This is a genomic window from Brassicibacter mesophilus (genome assembly GCF_050433385.1).
GTDB lineage: Bacteria > Bacillota > Clostridia > Tissierellales > Proteiniboraceae > Brassicibacter > Brassicibacter mesophilus.
Window position 1 is genome coordinate 57,353 of record NZ_JBNPXI010000012.1, and the last position, 13,463, is coordinate 70,815.

Here is a 13,463-nt window from a genome sequence, read left to right on the forward strand (position 1 = left end):
ATAGATGAAGCTATATCTATGGCAGATAGAGTTGTTGTACTATCAAACAGACCTTCCATAATAAAAGACATCATCCCAATTGAACTAAGCTGTCCTAATGGAGTTAGAACGCCTATAAAATGCAGGGAAGCTCCAGAATTCAGGCATTATTTCAATAAAATATGGAAGGAGCTTGATGTTCATGTCTAGTCAAAAAACAAAAAATAACAACCATATATCGACAGAGCATAAGGAATTTATAAGAAAAGTAAACTCTAGAAAAAAAGCCATTTTGATAACACAAATATCCGTATTGATACTTTCAATGGTTTTATGGGAAGTAGCTGCAAGATTGGGTTGGATAGATACGTTCTTAACTAGTTATCCATCCGGCATTTGGAAGTTGTTCATTAAGTATTTAAATAATGGTGCAATATTTGAACATATCGGTATCTCCGTAATGGAAACTGTTATTGGTTTCATAGCTGGTACTATTTTAGGTATTCTAATAGCCATCCTTCTATGGTGGTCAGATTTTATTGCAAAAGTATTGGACCCTTATCTAGTTATACTCAATAGTCTTCCAAAAACAGCATTAGCACCAATTATCATATTATGGGTAGGCGCTGGATATTCTGGAATTATAGTTACCGCAATTGCCGTATCCATTGTGTATAGTTACAATTAATGAATAATCATATTTTATTTATTACGTCATATAATTATATATGGATGCTTATATGGTTATTTTAGAAATCATAGAACGTTTAATAAAAAAAAATAAGGAACAAAAAGAAAAAGAACAAGAAAAGGAAGGTTGATTCTAACCTTCCTTTAATATTTTGTTGTTCATGATTCTATACTAACACCAAGTTATTAAAAAGCATTAAATTAACTTTAAATGAAATATTTATTTTTAAGTTTTAATGAGAACAAAAATCTCTCAAAAGATGTTATCAGAGATATTATTGTTGACAAAAAAATTAGATATGGATAATAAGAAGTTATATGGACATAAAGCGGATTCATCGTTTGCAAATAAATGAATGAATTGATTGTTCTATATTTCTTCAGTTATTTTAACACCTAATTCATATGCTTTTTTTATGATATCTTCTTTAGTCAATATATCATCTAATACTGATACCCCACAAACCGAAAGATTTGCAACTGGTTTTATTCCCATGTGCCCAAAATAATGTTCAATTGTTTTTATAATATGAGCATTTTCCTCTTCATTATTACCGGTTCTAACTGCTATTGAAAGTCCAACTCTTTCTCGATGTTTAAATGTACGATTAGGATTTGTATCAGAATAAGGTGTATTTCTATCAAAAAATACCTTAAGTTGACCTGTAATATCTCCCCAATAGGATGGTGAGCCTATTACTACAATATCTGAATCTATCAAATCTTTTATAATCATATTTATATCGTCATTTTGAAAACATTCACCAGTTTTTTCACAACTTTTGCAACCTATGCAATATTCTATCTTAGTACCTCCAAGACAATAACGTGATACTTCTGCACCACTTTGTTTAATACCTTCAATTACCTTATCAATCAAATATGCTGTACTTCCATTATCTCTTGGACTTGCAATAATGCATAATGCCTTTATTATAATCTCCCCCTTTTTATCAACCTCAAAATATAATCTTAATTTATAACTATAATAACATTATGCTAAAAATTCTACAACAAAAATAATATTTTCATAAAGTGAGTATTGTAGATAACGTTTGACATCTACAATGTTGCTGAATCGAACATATAAAGAATACTGCTGAGCAGTGCTTGCACCAGGTGAAGCAATATAACACGTCTACTCTATACACCAGCTTTTCGTGCCCTTGTGCAGATGCATTGTTATCGGACGTATGATGCCCCGTGATTCAGAGGTGATCACGGATAGTGGCCTTTTAATCATATCTTTCTTCCGCAAGCCACTTATTTCAGAATATATAAAAACTGCGAATTAGCCTAATTTCGCATTATACTCTTTTTACCTCAAATACTCTCTTTCAAATACATCCAAATCTTTGTAACATTTAATCTTAGTGCCAAGTCTGTCATAGTTCTTTTTATATTCTTCCATCGCATCATCAAATGCCTTAGCCAATAACATTAAGTTATCTGATGTAATATTTTTCATAAGGTCTATTCTGTCAATATTGTATTGGCTATACATATCGTTATAGAATTGTTGACAACTCGCCGCTGTCATCAATGATAAGTAAGTATCATTTTTATCAACAGCATGGTACATTTTGTTTCTCCAATTAGAATAAATTTCTTCATAGGTACCTTTAATATCAGCTTCTGTGATTTCTTTTTTTATAATAACCCTATCCCTCATTAGCTTTGCAAAATCTTTTACTACTTTCATTAATATTGTTGATGTTTCTTTAATCTCTTCAACACTCTCTGCTTTAATTAATTTCCAATATAATTCATTAAAACCCACCGGTAGATATTTCATAGTAGAAATTTCTTCCGGAATTCTCTTAATGCCTCTTTTTATATATGCCTTATTATACATATAAATAGCAAACTCAATACAATATAACATATCTGTTAGCGCATACCTACATTCTCCATATTTACTACTCATCATTATATCAGCATATCCTTGGCTTGCTTCGTTAACAAATTTTTCAGCCTTCTCATTATCTTCTATTGAATATTCTTGATTTAATTTACATGTGACTTTTGACCTTAATTCCATATATTTATCCATATACTTGTCATCATTGCAATATACAATATCTAATTCAAGTAATTTTGTAATAAATGGATTATTATACTCTGCCATTTCCTCGAGTCTGCTCCAAGGAGTACAATATATATCGAAGCCCACATCCTGCAATATAAAGCATGATTCTACTTTCCTAGCACTGTCATCATTGATAACAATACATAGATCTAAGTCGGATTTTTCATATATGTCACCCGAATGGAATGAGCCTGCAACTCCTATTAAGGCAATTGCTCCTGGGCAGACTTTTTCTGCCTTTTTTATAACTGCTTTAATTATTCTGTCATTTCTTTCTTCCAACTTTTTTTTCGTATATATTTCCATAGCTTAACCCTCCAGTAGTTTATATATAATCTTGAGTTCACCTTACCAAACCACTATGCATTTGATGAACACTTCAATACTTTGCTTACACAATCCACGCACGGATACACCTTGTTTTGCCTCATTTTTTCCGATAACGTCCGAAGCCTAGACTAGACTTGTTACCTCGATTAAGCTGGTAAGCTGGGGTTTTGCACCCGCATTACCTCGTGAACCTGAGGAACTGTCGCTTCTTAGGATTTAGTGAAAACAGGAGGTATTATATGAGTCCAATTCTATTTATTGATGTTTCAAACTCTAATAGTTATGCTACTTTTTTTCAAAAAACCTTTGACAATCATTAGCTAATTCCCTAGCTTCTCGAGTATATCCTTTACGCCAATATTCTCGTCCAATTCTTTGCGCCTCTACAGTAATAATCTTTTTATTATTTTGTAGATGAGGTACTCCAATCCAATATGTTCCTATCATTTTGTTATTATCATTTTTTTCAATTGTCCACGCTATTAAATCTTCATGGTTCTTATATGTACTCAAAAGTCTCTCAGTTTCGCTTATGTCCTTAGATACAGTATTTCCTGTCCATAAGTGCATTTGTTCATCATTCATAATTTCATACCATTCTAATGCATCTTTTTTTGTATTTATTTGCTGTAAAACAATTCTTTCTCCCTTTAAAGTCGATGCTTTCATCTAAACGCTCTTTTATTAAAAAATTTGTTATAATTCACCTTAGTTTTTCGTCTGTCATATAACGTTTTGGATTCAAGACATCTTTGAGCCTGTGACAACAAGGGGGAAAGATGTACTGCGGTTCTAATTTAAAGGCTTAACCCTACCGCAACGAACTCAATTCCTGTGTTAGTGGAAGTCCCAAACTCGCGGTCTTTGTTGTGTATTTTTAATTTACAAAATTAATTTTTTGAATCTAATTCTTTAAATAGGTTTTTAAATAAAATTTTTATTTCTAAATCAATATTAAATTTTTTACACATTTCTCCAAAGATATTTTTCATGTCCTCATGGAAATTATCACTGATATTTGAATTTGTAATACCAATTAATTTTAGCTTTTCTTTTATTTCTGATAAGAAAATATATGCACTATCTGTTTTATTTGATAAATACTTGGTAATTCCTTTATGTATTAATCGTAAAACTTTATACCATTCTGGTCTGTTAGGTAGATATATTGAATTTATACTTTTTCTTTTTGCTTGTCCTTCACTCAAGCAAAAACTTTCATCATATTTAATTAAAATCTTACTATCTTTCAAATCTTCAGTTGTAATGCTTTCTCTTAGATCTAAATCAACAGAAATATTATTGGGATAAACAAGAATTAATATATCTTTAGGATTTTCAGTAAAATTAGTCATTACAGGTTGTCCATATACAGTAATTAAATCATTTACATTTTGATTAGTAAGTTTTCCAAGAATTATTAAGTCTATATCTGAAAATCTTGTTGCATATCCTTTTGCCATAGAACCTTTTATTATCATAGAAAATTTATGTTCTAAACAATACTGATAAATAACCTGTATATAATTCTTATGATTTATCGTTGGAAACTTTATTTCATTCATAAATTCTCCTTTCAAAATCTAAAATTTTTATTGTATAAGATTTCTTGTGAACTTTTGAGGGATTTTCACTGACGTTTCATTACCGACAAACTATGTCGGTAATTCTATCATTATGGTATATTACACGGCAATAGTGTCGCAAATATCTGTTTACAGATGACTTTTATTAATTACATATTATACCACACTTTAGTAATCTGAGTTTGATTCAATGGCTCCAAGTGATTTCGGTACACTTCCAGTAACTTTTTCTTTTCTCTTTTCTTCATATTCTTCACGTTTTTTCTGTTTTTGACTCTCCTGTTTTTCTCCCGGCGTGTTTTTCTTCTAGGACTTCTTTCATTGATCTGCTACATCCAGCTATAACCAATATTTAACTAAAATTTTTCTTTAAAAAATTAAAAGGAGTGTACTCTATTCTGAGATGCTCCCTTGTATCTGTAATATGATTTACCACTCCAAGCTTTGTAGTGAAATGTAATACCATTATTACTGTATCAAATTCTTTCTTTATCCCTCTTTTTATCCTTTCTTTTTTTAGCTTAATTAATTGAAAATTTGAATAAGTTAATTCTTATTAACTAATCTGTAGAATAGTTATTCCTCAGTTATTTTAAAACCTTTAATTCGCATGGTATTTTTCCAAACTATTTCATGTATTTTTGTTTTAAAGCAAATTTTTCTCTAAAAACTAAGCAGCCCTTTTTTAATTGATATCTCTTTAATCTAGACATATTTATTTCCCCATCTTTCATTTAATTCTTAACAAGCATTTTTATATCTCTAAACATCTTCATACCAGCAAAGAAAATCACAAGAAATTCAAGTCTACCTAACATCATTCCTACAATTTCCGTCCAAAGTACAGCAGTTGGTGCATCAGGTGATGTGACTCCTACGGATAATCCTACAGTACCTAAGCTTGAGGCAAACTCAAACATTGATGCCTGTAGCGAGTATCCATTTGCTACTAAAATAAATACTCCTATTACATAAGCAATTAAATATATTGTAGTAAAATTACTTATCTCAACAACATGCTTATCTGATACATAATACTTACCTTCAGGCCTGTTTATATAATTTTGCCTTACTATATTTTTAGGTAATAGGTAAGCTTTTATATTCCAAATAAGAGACTTAATCAATACATACACTCTATACTGCTTTAATCCACCAGCAGTGGAACCTGCACCTCCACCAATTATCATTAGCACTATTAATACAAAGATACCTACGCCACTCCAATCTCCATATCCTACAGTAGAAAAACCTGTAGTAGATAAAGCAGAAACAGTCTCAAAAATCCCAACTCTTATACTTTTGCCTAAAGATCCATACAACTTATATAAGGAAAAAAAAGACACTAAAGGGATTGAAAGTGACAATATAAAAAACATAAACCTTATCTCTCCAATTTTAAAAAACTTTTTAATTTGACCCTTTAGAAGAATAAAATGTGCTGCAAAGTTTATGGTTCCCAATATCATTAATATTATAGTTATAAGTTCAATTGCAAAGCTATTATATTCTCCAATACTTCCAACCCTAGTAGAAAAGCCACCAGTTGATAAAGCGGCAATAGAATGATTGATTGCATCAAACCAAGGCATTCCTGCTAAAATGTAAAGAACAATTCCCGCTACAATATAGCTTGAGTATATAGCCATAATTAACTTTGTTGATTTAGCAACATCAGGAAGCAATTTATCAGATCTTCCTTCCGCATTATATAATCCTAATCCATGGGGACCAATTATTGCGGATAGCATAACAACAGCTAAACCTGCTCCTCCAAAAAATTGCATTAAGCTTCTCCATAATAGGAACATATTGCTAGTCTTTGCTACATCTACTACAGATAATCCAGTTGTTGTCCAACCGCTTACAGCTTCAAAAATTGCCTGAGTAAAATTAAGTTGTTTTGATAAAATAAAAGGTAATGCCGAAATTACTACCGTTATAAACCATGATAGAATAACTATCGTTCCACCCTCTTGAAGAGTAAGAGTAGCTTGCTTAACAGTTTTTATCTTGAGCCTTAACACATATCCTATAATAATTGCAATAGCTGAAGGAATAATAAAGTATAGTGCTTGATCTACTTCGGTTCTATATATAGGTAATATCAGCAATGGTAATAGCAAAGCTATTCCTACACCTAATATCATCGTTCCTAAATAGCCAATTATTAATTGGTATCTTTCCTTTAGTTGTTCAACATATATCATAACTAATCAATCCTTCCCCTAATTATCCTTAAGGTCTCTGATTGTACCACTGGCAAAGATAAAATAATAAGCTTATCTTCATTCATTATAACTGTATTACCCCTTGGTATAACTGCATTCCCACTTCTAATAATACATCCTACTATTGAATCCTTAGGCAATTCAATTTCGCTAAGTTTTTGACCAAGTATTGGAAAGCTATCATTTATCTCAATCTCCATTATAGCTACCTTTCCCTCTTCAATAGGGATAAGATTTGTTATATCATCTACAGAAATTTTCTGTTCTATTAATGATGAAATAATATTAGCTGTACTTACAACAGTATCTACACCTAGTCTCTTAAATATCTGTATATTCTTAGGATCATTAACTATAGCAAAAGTCTTCTTTACTTTAAATATCATTTCAGAAACCTGACATACTACTAGATTATCAGCATCTTTGGGAGTTAATGCTATGACAATATTAGAATACGCCGCTCCAGCATCCTCTAGAATATAGGGTTTAGTCCCATCACCATGAACAATGTTTGCTCTACTATGAATTCTAGCAAGCTTTCTGCAATATTCTTCATCACTATTCACTATGGTTACGTTATAACCCTTTGAAACAAAAGATTTAGTAAGGAAATGAACTTCCTTACCTCCTCCCACAATAATTATATTCATTACTAATCCTCCATTTCTTTTCCAACAATTATATTCTTAAACTCAATTGCTGATAAAATCGTTGGGCAAATTGTCTGGATGTCTAGCTCTTCGTATACTCTCTGTCTTGATGGCTCAAATAGCCTAGCAATAACCTTTGGCACATTATAGATTGTCTTAGCTATTTGAGCTATCATAATGTTTGTATTGTCATCATTTGTAGTAGTAACAACTACATCAGCTTTATCTATTTTTGCCTCTAGTAATGTTTCTTCTTCTAAAGCATCTGCCTCTATAGTAAATCCGCTAAAATCATCTGAAAGCCTGTGAAAAGAATGTTGATCCTTATCAATAACTACCACACTTTTCCTTTCTTTTGAGAGCAAACTGGCTAGATGAGAGCCCAATCTTCCACAACCAATAATAACTATATATTCATCTTTTTCTCTATTCTTCATTATTCACTCCCCCTAGATTAATACCAGCTCTCGTATATCTCATTTGAGCTGTTCTTTCTAGGTTTTTCTCTGCAGGCTTATAAGTTGGATCTAAAGCTAGTGCAGCTCTATAATGCTTTTGTGCTTGAATAATATCTCTTTTATACTCAGCTAAAACACCTAGAAGATTATGGGGCTCAGGAGAATTAACATCTTTAGATATAGATTTTTTTAGAAATTCTTCAGCCTTATCAATTTCCTTTAGCAAAATACATTTTTTTGCAAACTCTATTGTTTCTTTAAAAGTTTCTACCTTATTTTCTTTTAACTCTCTTCTGTCAAGAACATTTCTTACTATTTCTCTTATTTCATCAGGAGTAAATGGTTTGCTGATGAAATCTATAGCCCCTAGTTTCATTGCCTCTACAGCCTTTTCTATTGTCCCATATGCTGTCATCATAATAACGTCTATATTGTGATGAGTTTCTCTAATTTTCTGTAAAACTTGCATACCTGTTAATCCAGGCATCTTTATATCTAAAAGTACTAAATCATACTGATTTTCTTGCATTTTCACTAGTCCTTCTTCACCATTAACAGCTAAGTCTATCTCATAATTTTCACCAATAAGACATTGTTTTAAAGTCATTCTAATATTCTTTTCGTCATCAACAACTAAAATTTTTTTATTCATCTTTTATTCCTCCTCAAAATATTTAATTAATAGGTCTTTAACCTGCTGATGTGTAAATGGCTTAATAAGATAGTCTATTCCTCCCACGTCATAAGCTCTTTTAATATCTTCTTCCTGAGTTTTTGCACTCATGAATATTATCGGAATATGTGAAGTATCCATTTCTTCCTTTAGTGCTTCACATACTAAATACCCATTCATCTTAGGAAGTAAAATGTCTAGTAAGACTACATTAGGCATATACTCATGTGCTACCTCTATTGCATCAAGTCCATTCACAGCTACTCTTACATCATATCCCTCTTTAACAAGAAACATTTTTAATGATAATACTATGTTTTTTTCATCTTCTACTATTAATATCTTTTTCATATCGAGCCCCCTCTATCATACACCTATATATAAAGTAAAATAGAAAGTACTACCTTCTCCTATTTTGCTATTGACCCAGATTTCCCCACCATGAGCATTAATTATTTCTTTGCTTATTGCTAATCCTAATCCTGTTCCCCCTGATGAATCTCCATTTTCATCTTTCACCTGTACAAATTTGCTAAATACCTTATCTTGGTAATCTTCAGGTATCCCTTTCCCATTATCTGAGACAGATACTAGAATCTTATTTGTTGTTTCCTTTGCCATGATCTCTATTTTGCCTGTTCCATCTCTAGGAGTATACCTTAATGCATTTCCAATAAGATTTGTTAACACCCATGATATCTTATTAAAATCGGCTTTAACTTTAGGTAAGGCTTCTTTTATATCAATATTTATTGAAATGTTCTTATCCTTTGCTTGCATATGGAATGGTTTAGCAGCATAATCAACAATTTTTCCTATGTCATTTAATTCAATATCCATATGAACTTTACCTGACTCCAATCTAGATAAATCTAGAAGATCACTTACAAGATTTTTCAACCTTTCATTATCCTCTTTAACTGCATTTAGTAACTCTTCTTGATCTTTATTGATAGTACCGGGTATTTTGTCTAGCATTAATCCTACAGCCATACTAATTGAGGTCAATGGTGTTCTAAATTCGTGAGATACGGTTGAAACAAAGTCTGATTTCATTTGATCAATCTCTTTAAGCTTTGTAATATCCTGCATAAGAGTTACAACACCTACACTATCACCATCCCTATCTTTAATAGGCTTAGCATTTATTCTATAGTGTTTTATTTTTTCATCAACATTAGTAGTGATATCTATATATTTTTTATGATCATTTATATTTTCTAAATTCTTAAACTTGTCAATTATCTCAAATATTTCTTCTCTTTTTATTACTTCTAGAAAATGCTTACCTAATACATTCTTTTCTCTAATACACAAACTTTTTTCTGCAGCTCTATTAACCAACAGTAATCTATTATTTTCATCTGTAACAATAATTCCATCACTGATACTTTCAACTATTGCTTCTGCTTTTTGTTTTTCTTTCATTAGCTTTTTAATATTTAGTAATTCATATGTTTTTAACTTTTCTGACATGATATTAAATTCCCTTGCTAATTCACCTATTTCATTATCACTAGTTATATCTAATTGTTGGCTATAATCACCTTCTGATATTTTTTTGATTTTATCCTTTAAGTTATATATTGGTTTGACTATGTTGTTTGTTAAATAGAATGCAAAAATCAGTCCTACTAAAATTGTTGTTAGTGATACAAATGACGTTGAAAAAGTAGCGCCCTTCGATATTTTGTGTGCTCTGTCCTTACGAATAATCATTCCATCTTGGTTTAAGTTCTGTAAGTTTCTACATTCAGTTTTAGTTTTCTCAAAGGTAGGAAGTATTTGATTATAGTAATAAGTTCTGGCCTCTTCTATTCCTTGGTTCTCTTGAATGCTAATTAATTCATCATATTCATTTAGATACTCAATATATATCTTATTGATCTTTTCAATAATTTCTTTCTCTCCAGGTTCTGTAATATTGTCTTGTGCTCTTGACAACCATTTCAAAAACTCTACTTCATTTTCTTGGAAAATTTTTGTAGTAGTAGAGTTATCACCAAACATATACGCAAGCTCAGCACTATCTTGCCTCTCTATTGCAACTGTCATATTTTGTGCAGCTTCTATGCTTCTATAATTTGAGTACATAATATTTTCAATTGAATCACTTAATCTGTTAAAATTGGTTATCGCCCAGATACTATTAGCTACCAATACAATAAATATAAGAATAAAGATTCCTAGCATTTTAAATTTTATGCTCCTTTTCATTACTTCACCTTCTTTTATAGTAAATTTACAAAAAACAAAAAAACCATGAGAAGTCATGGTTTTAAATATGCGCCATCGGCTCCCCTTTCAACGCTTACGAGGTTAGCTGTCGGGCTCGGATTGAAAGAGTTATCCTATCCATCTCTGGAATTCGCCCCATAATTTTGGGTCCCCCGCTTCATAAAGAACTCAGCGATATTTATTCAATTTTTAATATTGCTAATTATATACCTATAAAAAATATCAGTCAAACACCATTTATGCCTTTATTCTAACAAATAACTGCTTATAAACGATTAGTTAAAACTTATGCTAAATTATAGTGTATATATCTTAATTTTCCTTTATCATAGTTAATTATTCTGAGCTACTTCCTATTAATTCTTTGAATGTTTGAACCCATTTTATCCTATCCCTCCAACTCTAAGTTGGAGGAAAATATGCTGTTTTTAAAATTAATCATACAGCAGAAGCAGTTCAGAAAGCGTGGATTGATATTTTCCCAGAATTATCAAGACAAGGATATCAATTTGATAAAGAAAGGCCAATCATCGAAAGGTATATAGTCGAAATAGTTAATAATCATTGTTGTGAAATTTGTGTACCCGTATATTAAAATAGTAATTGGGTATATTTCAAATTTATCAGCGAGATAGAGTCTGTAAATAACTTTGTGTCTAAGAAAGTTATTTACAGACTCTTGTTGACAGTTCCATAAATAGAATACATCAAATAAGTTGTTATGAAATATACTTTCTCTCACATCCAAAGCTCATCTCAAATTTTATTACCTCTAATGCTCTATTAGTAGAAAATCATGTTTAATGTGCTTGATTTACTCTAAACTACTCTTAACCTCATCTATAAATTCAATTACAGCTTCTTTTGTCGTTGCCCATGAAGTAACCAGTCTAATAGCTAATCTATTGTCGTCTATTTTCTGCCAATTATAAAAGCTAAACTTCTTCTCTAATCTTTCAATTTGTTTGTTTTCTAGAATAGGAAATATTTGATTGGTTGGTGAATTGATTAAAAACTCACAACCAGCTTTTTTTAGCCCTTTAGTCAAAAGATTTGCCATTTCATTAGCATGAGCTGCAAGTTCAAAATAAAGATTATCTTCAAATAATTTTTCAAATTGTATCCCCAATATTTTTCCTTTAGCAAGAAGTGCGCCTTTTTGTTTTATATGATATCTAAACTCTTGTTTTAAATTTTCACTTTTTATTATTAAAGCCTCACCAAGAAGAGCTCCATTTTTAGTTCCACCAATAAAAAATGCATCTGTAAAATTAGCCATATCTGTCAATGTTAAATTAGCCTCTTTAACACATAAAGCAGAACCTAATCTTGCACCATCAACATATAAAACAAGATTATTAAATTTACAAAATTCACTTATAATTTTAAGTTCTTTTTTGGTGTATACTGTTCCTAATTCTGTTGGATTAGAAATATATACAAGCTTAGGTTTTACAAGATGTTCATCTATATGAAAATTTAACACTTCTTGTATTTTATCAATAGTTATCTTTCCATCATTTGAATCTATAGTAATTACTTTATGTCCTGTACATTCAATTGCACCAGCTTCATGAACCGCAATATGTCCTGTATTAGCACTAATACAAGCTTCATACGGCCTTAAAAAAGCTCCAATTGCTATTAGATTTGTTTGAGTTCCTCCTGATATAAAGTGAACATCAGTATTTTCATCTCCTATTAGTTCTTTTATTTGATGAATTGCATTTTTTGTATGATTATCATTTCCATAGCCATCTTCTTGAATCATATTTGACTCAACTAGAGCATTCAAAATTCTTGGATGTGCACCTTCACTATAATCATTTTTAAAACTATACATTGTAATTCTCCTTTCATCACTAAGTTTTTAATCATTCCAGTATTAATTTATTAGATTAATCAATTGTACCCCTCTTATTCATATTTGTTGTATAGTATGAGGAAACATATTGCAAAAAATTGTTCATTAAAATTACCATATCTTATCCAACTTATCAGAATAGAATTGTATTGCTTTTTTGTAATTTTTTATATTTTCATCTAGGGATGTTTGGGCTAAGTTGGTTAGCAGAATTTCCATCGATTTTGAATGTTCATTTAAGTTATATAAGGTCATCGCATAGAACACTTGCATAGCCCTATCCTCAGTAAATTTAGCTAAACCTTTCTCAAGGACTTCTTTTGATTTTTGATACTGTCCTAATGTTCTATATGTACTGCCCAAACCTAAAAAAGCACCTTGTAAGTCCTTCTCTGGCAAACCAATTGAAATAGCTTTTTCATAATAAGGTACTGCTTCTTTTTCTAGACTCAGTACATCAAAACTCCAGGCACATTGATAATTTATTACTGAACTATCTGGATAGATGTCTGCAAGCTTTACTAAAATTTCATTTGATTCTCTTAATTTTCCTTCTTTCCTTAATTCAATTGCCATTTCTAATTCTTTCATAATTCATCTCTCCTTAATATTTTATCCCGTATTACAAATATACGCTAATTTATACTATCAATTTAAATACAAGATTCTGGATTA

The 13,463-nt window shown here is 30.8% G+C and carries 15 protein-coding genes and 1 riboswitch; of the genes, 3 read left to right on the forward strand and 12 right to left on the reverse strand.

Translation table 11 applies throughout. The features are described 5' to 3' along the window. The first annotated feature begins 18 nt into the window (after window positions 1-18). Both HNR33_RS13120 and HNR33_RS13125 read left to right on the forward strand, forming a co-directional pair. Window positions 19-189, forward strand: a complete 171-nt coding sequence (locus HNR33_RS13120) for a sulfonate/nitrate/taurine transporter ATP-binding protein (protein ID WP_429084035.1) — start codon at window positions 19-21, stop codon at window positions 187-189. Beyond that, window positions 182-667, forward strand: coding sequence for an ABC transporter permease (locus HNR33_RS13125; protein WP_429084037.1), 486 nt, complete (start codon window positions 182-184; stop codon window positions 665-667). The genes HNR33_RS13120 and HNR33_RS13125 overlap by 8 nt, the downstream gene beginning before the upstream one ends. A gap of 372 nt (window positions 668-1,039) precedes the next feature. On the opposite strand, the gene HNR33_RS13130 is transcribed toward HNR33_RS13125, so the two are convergent. From HNR33_RS13130 to HNR33_RS13175, 10 genes are all read right to left on the reverse strand, one after another. Then, window positions 1,040-1,609, reverse strand: a complete 570-nt coding sequence (locus tag HNR33_RS13130) for a flavodoxin family protein (protein WP_429084208.1) — start codon at window positions 1,607-1,609, stop codon at window positions 1,040-1,042. Window positions 1,610-1,987: 378 nt separating this feature from the next. Continuing rightward, window positions 1,988-3,064 carry a hypothetical protein gene (locus HNR33_RS13135; protein WP_429084040.1) on the reverse strand — a complete coding sequence of 359 codons (1,077 nt, stop codon included), beginning with the start codon at window positions 3,062-3,064 and terminating at the stop codon, window positions 1,988-1,990. A 309-nt stretch (window positions 3,065-3,373) separates the two neighbouring features. Beyond that, the gene (locus HNR33_RS13140) at window positions 3,374-3,757 is read right to left on the reverse strand and encodes a GNAT family N-acetyltransferase (RefSeq protein ID WP_429084043.1); all 384 of its coding nucleotides are present in this window, start codon (window positions 3,755-3,757) and stop codon (window positions 3,374-3,376) included. A gap of 221 nt (window positions 3,758-3,978) precedes the next feature. Further along, window positions 3,979-4,653 carry a nucleotidyltransferase domain-containing protein gene (locus tag HNR33_RS13145; protein ID WP_429084045.1) on the reverse strand — a complete coding sequence of 225 codons (675 nt, stop codon included), beginning with the start codon at window positions 4,651-4,653 and terminating at the stop codon, window positions 3,979-3,981. A gap of 755 nt (window positions 4,654-5,408) precedes the next feature. Then, window positions 5,409-6,884 carry a TrkH family potassium uptake protein gene (locus HNR33_RS13150; protein ID WP_429084048.1) on the reverse strand — a complete coding sequence of 492 codons (1,476 nt, stop codon included), beginning with the start codon at window positions 6,882-6,884 and terminating at the stop codon, window positions 5,409-5,411. Window positions 6,885-6,886: 2 nt separating this feature from the next. Then, window positions 6,887-7,555, reverse strand: a complete 669-nt coding sequence (locus HNR33_RS13155; RefSeq protein ID WP_429084050.1) for a potassium channel family protein — start codon at window positions 7,553-7,555, stop codon at window positions 6,887-6,889. A gap of 2 nt (window positions 7,556-7,557) precedes the next feature. Beyond that, the gene (locus HNR33_RS13160) at window positions 7,558-7,992 is read right to left on the reverse strand and encodes a potassium channel family protein (RefSeq protein ID WP_429084053.1); all 435 of its coding nucleotides are present in this window, start codon (window positions 7,990-7,992) and stop codon (window positions 7,558-7,560) included. After that, on the reverse strand, window positions 7,982-8,665 hold the full coding sequence (locus HNR33_RS13165; protein ID WP_429084054.1) for a response regulator: 684 nt from the start codon (window positions 8,663-8,665) through the stop codon (window positions 7,982-7,984). Before HNR33_RS13165 ends, HNR33_RS13160 begins: the two co-directional genes overlap by 11 nt. A gap of 3 nt (window positions 8,666-8,668) precedes the next feature. Then, window positions 8,669-9,037 carry a response regulator gene (locus tag HNR33_RS13170; RefSeq protein ID WP_429084056.1) on the reverse strand — a complete coding sequence of 123 codons (369 nt, stop codon included), beginning with the start codon at window positions 9,035-9,037 and terminating at the stop codon, window positions 8,669-8,671. 15 nt (window positions 9,038-9,052) lie between these two features. Further along, window positions 9,053-10,903, reverse strand: a complete 1,851-nt coding sequence (locus tag HNR33_RS13175; RefSeq protein ID WP_429084059.1) for an ATP-binding protein — start codon at window positions 10,901-10,903, stop codon at window positions 9,053-9,055. Window positions 10,904-10,979: 76 nt separating this feature from the next. After that, window positions 10,980-11,108, reverse strand: a riboswitch (cyclic di-AMP (ydaO/yuaA leader). Window positions 11,109-11,393: 285 nt separating this feature from the next. On the opposite strand from HNR33_RS13175, the gene HNR33_RS13180 reads away from it, so the two are divergent. Beyond that, a complete protein-coding gene (locus HNR33_RS13180) occupies window positions 11,394-11,519 on the forward strand; it encodes a hypothetical protein (protein WP_429084210.1) in 126 nt (41 codons plus the stop codon). A 219-nt stretch (window positions 11,520-11,738) separates the two neighbouring features. Here the strand turns inward: HNR33_RS13180 and HNR33_RS13185 are convergent, their stop codons facing one another. Together HNR33_RS13185 and HNR33_RS13190 are read right to left on the reverse strand one after the other, a co-directional pair. Then, window positions 11,739-12,767 carry a threonine aldolase family protein gene (locus HNR33_RS13185; RefSeq protein ID WP_429084062.1) on the reverse strand — a complete coding sequence of 343 codons (1,029 nt, stop codon included), beginning with the start codon at window positions 12,765-12,767 and terminating at the stop codon, window positions 11,739-11,741. 132 nt (window positions 12,768-12,899) lie between these two features. After that, window positions 12,900-13,379: a tetratricopeptide repeat protein gene (locus HNR33_RS13190; protein ID WP_429084065.1), complete on the reverse strand. Its 480-nt coding sequence runs from the start codon at window positions 13,377-13,379 to the stop codon at window positions 12,900-12,902. Between the last annotated feature and the right edge of the window lie 84 nt (window positions 13,380-13,463).

Excerpts from the sequence above, each read along its gene's own strand:
- HNR33_RS13120 (WP_429084035.1), top strand. The coding sequence starts at position 19 with ATGGCAGATAGAGTTGTTGTACTATCAAACAGACCTTCCATAATAAAA.
- HNR33_RS13125 (WP_429084037.1), top strand. The coding sequence starts at position 182 with ATGTCTAGTCAAAAAACAAAAAATAACAACCATATATCGACAGAGCAT.
- HNR33_RS13135 (WP_429084040.1), bottom strand. The coding sequence starts at position 3,064 with ATGGAAATATATACGAAAAAAAAGTTGGAAGAAAGAAATGACAGAATA.
- HNR33_RS13140 (WP_429084043.1), bottom strand. The coding sequence starts at position 3,757 with ATGAAAGCATCGACTTTAAAGGGAGAAAGAATTGTTTTACAGCAAATA.
- HNR33_RS13145 (WP_429084045.1), bottom strand. The coding sequence starts at position 4,653 with ATGAATGAAATAAAGTTTCCAACGATAAATCATAAGAATTATATACAG.
- HNR33_RS13150 (WP_429084048.1), bottom strand. The coding sequence starts at position 6,884 with ATGATATATGTTGAACAACTAAAGGAAAGATACCAATTAATAATTGGC.
- HNR33_RS13155 (WP_429084050.1), bottom strand. The coding sequence starts at position 7,555 with ATGAATATAATTATTGTGGGAGGAGGTAAGGAAGTTCATTTCCTTACT.
- HNR33_RS13160 (WP_429084053.1), bottom strand. The coding sequence starts at position 7,992 with ATGAAGAATAGAGAAAAAGATGAATATATAGTTATTATTGGTTGTGGA.
- HNR33_RS13165 (WP_429084054.1), bottom strand. The coding sequence starts at position 8,665 with ATGAATAAAAAAATTTTAGTTGTTGATGACGAAAAGAATATTAGAATG.
- HNR33_RS13170 (WP_429084056.1), bottom strand. The coding sequence starts at position 9,037 with ATGAAAAAGATATTAATAGTAGAAGATGAAAAAAACATAGTATTATCA.
- HNR33_RS13175 (WP_429084059.1), bottom strand. The coding sequence starts at position 10,903 with ATGAAAAGGAGCATAAAATTTAAAATGCTAGGAATCTTTATTCTTATA.
- HNR33_RS13185 (WP_429084062.1), bottom strand. The coding sequence starts at position 12,767 with ATGTATAGTTTTAAAAATGATTATAGTGAAGGTGCACATCCAAGAATT.
- HNR33_RS13190 (WP_429084065.1), bottom strand. The coding sequence starts at position 13,379 with ATGAAAGAATTAGAAATGGCAATTGAATTAAGGAAAGAAGGAAAATTA.